9 protein-coding genes are annotated in these 6,082 nt (G+C 38.8%); all 9 read left to right on the top strand.

Annotated features, from left to right (window positions below; all coding sequences use genetic code 11):
* The first annotated feature begins 45 nt into the window (after positions 1 to 45).
* The 9 genes from comGA to ACMZ6U_RS08830 are packed head-to-tail and all read left to right on the top strand — an operon-like array spanning position 46 to position 5,954.
* Positions 46 to 999 (top strand): competence type IV pilus ATPase ComGA, encoded by a 954-nt coding sequence (gene comGA, locus ACMZ6U_RS08790; RefSeq protein ID WP_416108003.1) that lies wholly within the window; start codon positions 46 to 48, stop codon positions 997 to 999.
* On the top strand, positions 923 to 1,951 hold the full coding sequence (comGB, locus tag ACMZ6U_RS08795) for a competence type IV pilus assembly protein ComGB (RefSeq protein ID WP_416108019.1): 1,029 nt from the start codon (positions 923 to 925) through the stop codon (positions 1,949 to 1,951). Before comGA ends, comGB begins: the two co-directional genes overlap by 77 nt.
* Positions 1,952 to 2,245, top strand: coding sequence for a competence type IV pilus major pilin ComGC (gene comGC / locus ACMZ6U_RS08800; protein WP_416108005.1), 294 nt, complete (start codon positions 1,952 to 1,954; stop codon positions 2,243 to 2,245).
* The gene (gene comGD / locus ACMZ6U_RS08805; RefSeq protein WP_416108007.1) at positions 2,226 to 2,642 is read left to right on the top strand and encodes a competence type IV pilus minor pilin ComGD; all 417 of its coding nucleotides are present in this window, start codon (positions 2,226 to 2,228) and stop codon (positions 2,640 to 2,642) included. Before comGC ends, comGD begins: the two co-directional genes overlap by 20 nt.
* A 10-nt stretch (positions 2,643 to 2,652) precedes the next feature.
* Entirely contained in the window at positions 2,653 to 2,913 is a 261-nt protein-coding gene (gene comGE, locus ACMZ6U_RS08810) for a competence type IV pilus minor pilin ComGE (protein WP_416108009.1), read from the top strand.
* Positions 2,873 to 3,328 (top strand): competence type IV pilus minor pilin ComGF, encoded by a 456-nt coding sequence (gene comGF / locus ACMZ6U_RS08815; protein ID WP_416108011.1) that lies wholly within the window; start codon positions 2,873 to 2,875, stop codon positions 3,326 to 3,328. Before comGE ends, comGF begins: the two co-directional genes overlap by 41 nt.
* 7 nt (positions 3,329 to 3,335) lie before the next feature.
* Positions 3,336 to 3,707: a competence type IV pilus minor pilin ComGG gene (gene comGG, locus ACMZ6U_RS08820; RefSeq protein WP_416108013.1), complete on the top strand. Its 372-nt coding sequence runs from the start codon at positions 3,336 to 3,338 to the stop codon at positions 3,705 to 3,707.
* Positions 3,708 to 3,749: 42 nt separating this feature from the next.
* Complete coding sequence (locus ACMZ6U_RS08825; protein WP_416108015.1) at positions 3,750 to 4,703, top strand: class I SAM-dependent methyltransferase; 954 nt, start codon at positions 3,750 to 3,752, stop codon at positions 4,701 to 4,703.
* A gap of 60 nt (positions 4,704 to 4,763) precedes the next feature.
* Positions 4,764 to 5,954: an acetate kinase gene (locus ACMZ6U_RS08830; RefSeq protein ID WP_416108017.1), complete on the top strand. Its 1,191-nt coding sequence runs from the start codon at positions 4,764 to 4,766 to the stop codon at positions 5,952 to 5,954.
* Positions 5,955 to 6,082: the final 128 nt, after the last annotated feature.

Here is a 6,082-nt window from a genome sequence, read left to right on the forward strand (position 1 = left end):
TGTCATTTTGAGAAATGATTACGAATAAATAGGTAAGGAGGTTTTATGGTTCAAGATTTAGCAAAGGAACTGATTGTTCAGGCAGTCGAATATGAAGCTCAAGATGTTTATATCATTCCTAGAAAGGATGATTACGATGTTTTTATGCGTATTAATGACGAGAGGAGATTTATTGAAACTCATGGCTTTGATCGGATGGCTAGTCTTATTAGTCACTTTAAATTTGTGGCAGGAATGACTGTTGGGGAAAAGCGCCGAAGTCAACTAGGATCTTGTGAGTATGATATTGGTAGTGCTGAGCTAGTTTCTTTACGCCTATCAACTGTTGGAGATTATCGAGGGCATGAGAGTTTGGTAATTCGCCTGCTGTATGATGGGCGTCAGGACTTACGCTATTGGTTCAATGGTATGCGTAATATCATAGCAGAACTTAATTCCAGAGGTCTATATCTTTTTTCGGGACCGACTGGGAGCGGCAAAACGACTCTCATGTATCAATTGTTAAAGGAAAAATGTAAAGATAAACAGATTATTTCTATTGAAGATCCGGTTGAAATCAAGGATGATAGCATTTTACAATTACAGCTTAATGAAGATATTGGTATGACTTACGATAGTCTGATTAAGTTGTCGTTGAGACATCGTCCAGATGTATTGGTTATTGGTGAAATTCGGGATACGCAAACAGCGCAAGCAGCTATTCGGGCTAGTTTGACTGGTGCTACAGTCTTTGCAACCATTCATGCTAAGAGTATTCCAGGTGTTTATTACCGCATGATAGAATTGGGTGTTTCTAAAGATGATCTAAAAAATAGTCTATCGGGAGTTTGTTATCAACGTTTGATAGGAGGAGGTGGATTGATAGATGTGGCAAAAGATAAGTTCCAGGATCACTCACCAAGCCAGTGGAACCAATACTTGGTTGAGCTTTTTGAAGCAGGATATATCACTGAGGAGCAGGTTAAAACCGAGAGTATTAGCTATTCAGAAGCAGGTTAAAATCATAAAACTCTTTAATACTCTTTTGTCCTCGGGCTTTAATCTACCTGAAACGGTTGATTTCCTGAAGCGTAGTCAACTGATACCAGATAAACAGGTTCAAATCATGTATGAAACCTTGTTAGCTGGTTTTGGGTTACCGGTTTTGATGAAAAATTTGGGTTTTTCAGATACGGTTGTAACGCAGCTATCTTTGGCAGAAACACATGGTAACAGTCAAAAGACTTTGTCTAAAATTGAAAATTATTTAAGACAGGTTAGTTCGGTTAAGAAAAAGCTGGTTGAAGTGGGATCTTACCCTATTGTGTTATTAGTTTTTTTGGTTTTAATCATGCTGGGGCTAAAACATTATCTCTTGCCTCAGTTAGCTGAAGGTAACACAGCGACAGCCATCTTAGAATATTTTCCTCAGTTCTTTTTAGGTGGGCTGTTCTTAAGTGCAATCCTTATCTTTTTAGCTGTTAGGATGGCACCAAAGGTGGAAGCACTGAGGCTTTATCGGTTTTTGAGTAGTCTTCCTTTTTTGGGCAGTCTTATCAAAGTTTATTTGACGGCTTATTATGCACGTGAATGGGGAAATCTTTTGGGGCAGGGGGTTGAGATGACAAGGGTTGTGTCGCTCATGCAGGAACAGGAATCGCGACTTTTTGTAAGTATTGGTCGAGATATGCAGGCGGCACTTTTAACTGGTCAATCCTTTCATGCTAAGGTTTTAGAGTATCCATTCTTCTTGAAAGAGTTAAGTCTTATCATTGAGTATGGTAATGCCAAAGGGCATCTTGGTCAAGAGTTAGAAGTTTTCTCCGAAGAGCTTTGGGAACAGTTTTTTTATCGTGTGAATAGGGCTATGCAGTTGGTTCAGCCCCTTATTTTTGTCATGGTTGCCTTGATGATTGTCATGATCTATGCAGCTATGCTTTTACCAATGTATCAATCTATGGAGGTTATGTAAGTGACATATTATTGGAAACAAATTAAACGAAAAAGTGTTAAAGGGTTCACACTTTTGGAGATGCTTTTCGTGCTTCTTATCATCAGTGTGCTTATGCTTTTGTTTGTGCCTAATTTGAGCAAGCAAAAGGCGGCTGTTGATGAGAAAGGAAAGGCAGCAGTGGTGAAGGTTGTCGAGAGTCAGATGGAATTGTATGAAATGAAAGAAGATGCCAAACCATCTATTCAACAATTAGTTGATAGTGGTTATATTACGCAAAAGCAAGCTGATACTTATGCGGAAGCTAAGAAGTAAGAAAGTCGAGGGTTTTACGTTAATTGAAGCTCTCTTAACCTTATCTGTGATTATTTTTTTGACCTTAGCGACTAGTGGTTCTATCAAAACTATTTTTAATCAGGTGCAAAATCAGCTTTTTTTCGTGACCTTTGAGCAGGTTTATCGAGAAACGCAGCGTTTAAGTGCTAGCCGGGAAAAGGAAACTGTGCTGCGAATTACAGGTCGTTATCTGGAGAATCCTTTGGGGCGCTATCCGGTACCAGATACTGTGGTCTTAGAAAAAGAACAGCAACTGGTTTTTAATCAATCTGGTGGTAATTCTTCTTTGGCTAAAATCGTTTTTAAAGCATCTGGGGAGCGTATAACTTATCAACTATATTTAGGGAGTGGTCAATATCAAAAGAAAGAGGATTAGAGCTTATATTTTGTGGGAGAGTCTTTTAGCGACAGCCATTCTAGCCAGCTTAATGAGTCTTCTGTTGGGACAGCTAACCCATCATCAAAGGCAATTAAGGGAGTTGAATGAGCAAGCGCATATCCTAACACTAGCGGTTATGGCAGTGCAAACGCAGCAAAGCCATTTAAAGAAGAATGGTTATGAGGTCGGTATTAATCAATCGGGAGCTGAAACCACTATTAAATCTAATGAGAAGGAGATTTTCCGTGTTAAAACATTATCACCTTAAGGCATTCACCTTGATGGAGTGTTTAGTGGGCCTTCTTGTATTGTCAGGTTCTATTCAAGTTTACCAAGCCATGACTAAGGTGACTTCAACTCATGTTCAAGAACTCAGCCAACCTAAAGATCAGGACTGGTTGCTCTTTTGCCAGCAATTTCGCTCAGAATTAGCAGGTTCTCAGTTGGTTAAAGTATCTGATGATAGATTAGTCATCTTGAAAAATACCCAAACCTTGGCTTTTGGTAAATCGAAAAAAAAGGATTTTCGCAAAACGAGCGGCGATGGTCGCGGCTTTCAACCTATGATTTATAACATAGAGTCAGCTCATTTTAGGCGATTTAATCAGACCATCAGTGTTCAATTCATTTTTAAAGATGGAAGGGTGCGTGAATTTCTCTATGCTTTTGAAAAAGAGACTTAAAGCGGGTGTGCTCTTATATGCACTCTTGATGTCAGCAGTCCTATCCTTGCTTTTAAATATCTATACCCAGCGTCTAAAGGCAGCTTATCGTATTCAAGAAGCACAATTAGTATCTAGTCAGGCATACCTTTTGGCAGAGTTAGCCAAGCCCTTAGCTAAAGAAGTTTCTGGGGAAATCCTCTTTGATAAGGGGAGGGTAGTTTACCAGTTTCGTGGGGATACTTTAGAGATGATTGTGACTACTAATCAGCAAGAATTCACCTATCAATTTCTCAAAGAAGCTCTGCCATTGCCAAAAGACAAAGAAGAAAAGATAAGGTCTAAAAAGGAAGAAAAAATATTTCAAACAAGTTCTGATACGGGCTCTGAGCCTTTATAATGTCACAGAAATTTGGTATCATAGTCAAGTATCGGAGGACTTATGAATTTTGAAAAAATCGAATCAGCCTATCAGTTGATTTTAGAAAATACTCAGCTTATTGAAAATGACATTAAGACCAATATTTACGATGCTTTGATTGAGCAAAATGCCTTTTATTTGGGTGCTGAAAATGCTCCTACAAAAGTGGCTGAAAATAATCAAGCCTTGAAAGATTTGCAACTGAGTAAAGAAGAATGGCGTCGTGCCTATCAGTTCGTGTTTATCAAGGCTAGTCAGACTGAGAAACTTCAAGCCAATCACCAGTTTACACCGGATGTGATCGGCTTCTTGGTGCTTTATCTTTTGGAAAATTTGACCAGTCAAGAGCATTTGGATGTGATTGAAATCGGTAGTGGTACTGGCAATTTGGCGCAAACCCTTCTCAATAATAGTAATCGTGATTTAGACTATCTCGGTTTGGAGTTGGATGATTTATTGATTGATTTATCAGCTTCGATAGCTGAAGTGATGGGAGCAAATGTTAGCTTCGTTCAAGAAGATGCAGTGCGTCCACAGATTTTAAAAGAGAGTGACGTCATCATCAGTGATTTACCAGTTGGTTATTATCCGAATGACGCTATCGCTAAACGTTATCAAGTAGCTGCTACTGATGAGCATACTTATGCGCATCATCTCTTGATGGAGCAATCCTTGAAGTATTTGAAAAAAGATGGTCTAGCGATTCTTTTGGCACCGACTAATCTCTTAACTAGTGGGCAAAGTGATCTTTTGAAAAAATGGTTGGCAGGTTATGCAGATATCTTGGCAGTGATTACCTTACCAGAAACTTTATTTGGTAATCCGGCTAAGGCTAAATCTCTGTTTCTCTTGCAAAAGCAGGATACAACTAAGCCGGAGACTTTTGTTTATCATTTGTCAGATGTTCAAAATCCGGAAATTTTACAGGATTTTATGGAAAATTTGAAAATCTGGAAAGATGATAATGCCATTTAGGAAAAATTTTTGCTATAATGGTTAGTGTATTACAGTAAACGATTTCAGAAGAGGTGACTTATGTCTAAAACAATTGCAATTAACGCTGGTAGCTCAAGTCTTAAATGGCAACTTTATAAGATGCCTGAAGAGGAAGTACTTGCTGCTGGTATTATTGAGCGTATTGGTTTGAAAGATTCTATTTCTACCGTTAAATTTGATGGTAAAAAAGAAGAAGAAGTGCGTGACATCGTAGATCATGTTGAAGCAGTTAAAATCCTTCTTAGCAATTTGACTAGTTTTGGTATTATCGAATCATTTGATGAGATTACCGGTGTTGGACACCGTGTTGTAGCTGGTGGTGAAATCTTCAAAGAGTCAACACTTATCGATGATAGGGTTTTGGCGCAAATCGAAGAATTATCAGCTCTAGCACCCCTTCATAATCCAGCTAATGCAGCTGGTATCCGTGCCTTCAAAGAGATTTTGCCAGATACCACATCTGTAGCAGTCTTTGATACAGCATTTCATGCTACGATGCCAGAGGTTGCATATCGCTACCCAGTACCTAACCGTTTTTACACAGACTATCAAGTTCGTAAATATGGAGCGCATGGAACAAGTCATTATTATGTTTCTCGTGAGGCAGCAAAACTTCTTGGTAAACCCCTTGAAGATTTGAAACTGATTACTGCTCATATTGGTAACGGTGTTTCTCTTTCTGCGATTGACGGTGGAAAATCTATTGATACCTCTATGGGGTTCACGCCTTTAGCTGGACCTATGATGGGAACACGTTCTGGTGATATTGATCCTGCAATTATTCCTTACTTGGTAGAGACAGTCGATGGTCTTGATACAGCAGCTGATGTGATTAGTGTCTTAAATAAAGAATCTGGGGTTTTAGGTGTCACAGAAAATTCAAGTGACATGCGTGACCTTAGTGCAGGTGTCGAGGCAGGCGATGAAAAGAGTATACTTGCTCATGATATGTATGTTGATCGTCTAAAAAAATTCATTGGTCAATACTTTGCTGTTCTTAATGGAGCAGATGCGCTTATTTTTACAGCGGGTGTAGGTGAGAATGATATAGATACTCGTCGTCGTATTGTTGAAGAGTTGTCATGGTTTGGCATGAAGCTTGATCCAGAAAAAAATGTTTTTGGTTATGCTGGTGATATTTCAACAGCTGATTCAAGCGTAAAAGTTTTGGTTATTCCAACAGATGAAGAACTTGTGATTGCACGTGATGTTGAACGCCTAAAAAAATAAGGACCTGATAGTTTTGAGATATTACCTTATAGTTGATAGTGAAAAAACAAATGGTTCTTCGTCAACTGTAGTGGGTGACTGATAGCTAACATCTAGAGAGAATCGTTCTGGTTCTCTCTTTTTGTCTT

This window comes from Streptococcus pluranimalium (assembly GCF_047785745.1).
In the GTDB taxonomy this organism is placed as follows: domain Bacteria; phylum Bacillota; class Bacilli; order Lactobacillales; family Streptococcaceae; genus Streptococcus; species Streptococcus pluranimalium_B.

Excerpts from the sequence above, each read along its gene's own strand:
- comGA (WP_416108003.1), top strand. The coding sequence starts at position 46 with ATGGTTCAAGATTTAGCAAAGGAACTGATTGTTCAGGCAGTCGAATAT.
- comGD (WP_416108007.1), top strand. The coding sequence starts at position 2,226 with ATGCGGAAGCTAAGAAGTAAGAAAGTCGAGGGTTTTACGTTAATTGAA.
- comGF (WP_416108011.1), top strand. The coding sequence starts at position 2,873 with ATGAGAAGGAGATTTTCCGTGTTAAAACATTATCACCTTAAGGCATTC.
- ACMZ6U_RS08825 (WP_416108015.1), top strand. The coding sequence starts at position 3,750 with ATGAATTTTGAAAAAATCGAATCAGCCTATCAGTTGATTTTAGAAAAT.
- ACMZ6U_RS08830 (WP_416108017.1), top strand. The coding sequence starts at position 4,764 with ATGTCTAAAACAATTGCAATTAACGCTGGTAGCTCAAGTCTTAAATGG.